This is a genomic window from Vibrio sp. 2130-1, from assembly GCF_033339515.1.
In genome coordinates this window covers 1-601 of sequence record NZ_JAWOUT010000475.1, presented here as the reverse complement: position 1 = coordinate 601, position 601 = coordinate 1, and the positions used below count along the sequence as shown (strand labels likewise).

At 46.8% G+C, this 601-nt stretch carries 1 protein-coding gene; it reads left to right on the top strand.

The window, feature by feature from the left end:
* The coding region (locus tag R7Q09_RS26925; protein ID WP_318144048.1) for an MFS transporter at positions 1–601 on the top strand (601 nt) is incomplete at both ends.

The window sequence follows — 601 nt, the reverse complement described above, 5'->3', positions numbered from 1 at the left end:
TTTTGGTTTTTTCTAACCTATACCTTTTACAACCTATGCTGCCGACCTTCGCAACGCTGTTTTCCATTTCAGAAACGCAGGTTAACTGGTTGTTTGCCGCCTCAACGTTAGCGCTTTCATTCAGTTTGGTGCCAATGGCGGTCTTGTCCGAATCCATCGGTCGTAAGCCAGTGATGATGGTTGGCTTGTTCTCTATTCCTGCCATTTCTGCGTTGATGCTACTCGGAGACTCATTTATATTTTTGGTGGCATGCCGGGCATTAATCGGAATCGCTTTAGCCGCATTTGCCGCTGTTGCCGTCGCATACATGGCAGAAGAACTTGATAAGCACGCATTTTCAATGGCCATTGGTACTTACATTGCAGCAAACTCATTAGGTGGTATCGCAGGACGTATTAGCGGCGGTTTGTTAGCGGATAACTTTAGTGTCGATGTCGCCATCGAAGTCATGATGGTTGTAACACTGATTGGCGTAATCTGCGTGCACTACTTATTGCCAAAGCAGCGCAACTTCACACCTTCATCCAGCAGCTTAAGACACCAAAATCGCGCCATTATTGGCCACTTCCGAAATCAGCGGGTTTGGTTTGCAATGCTCAT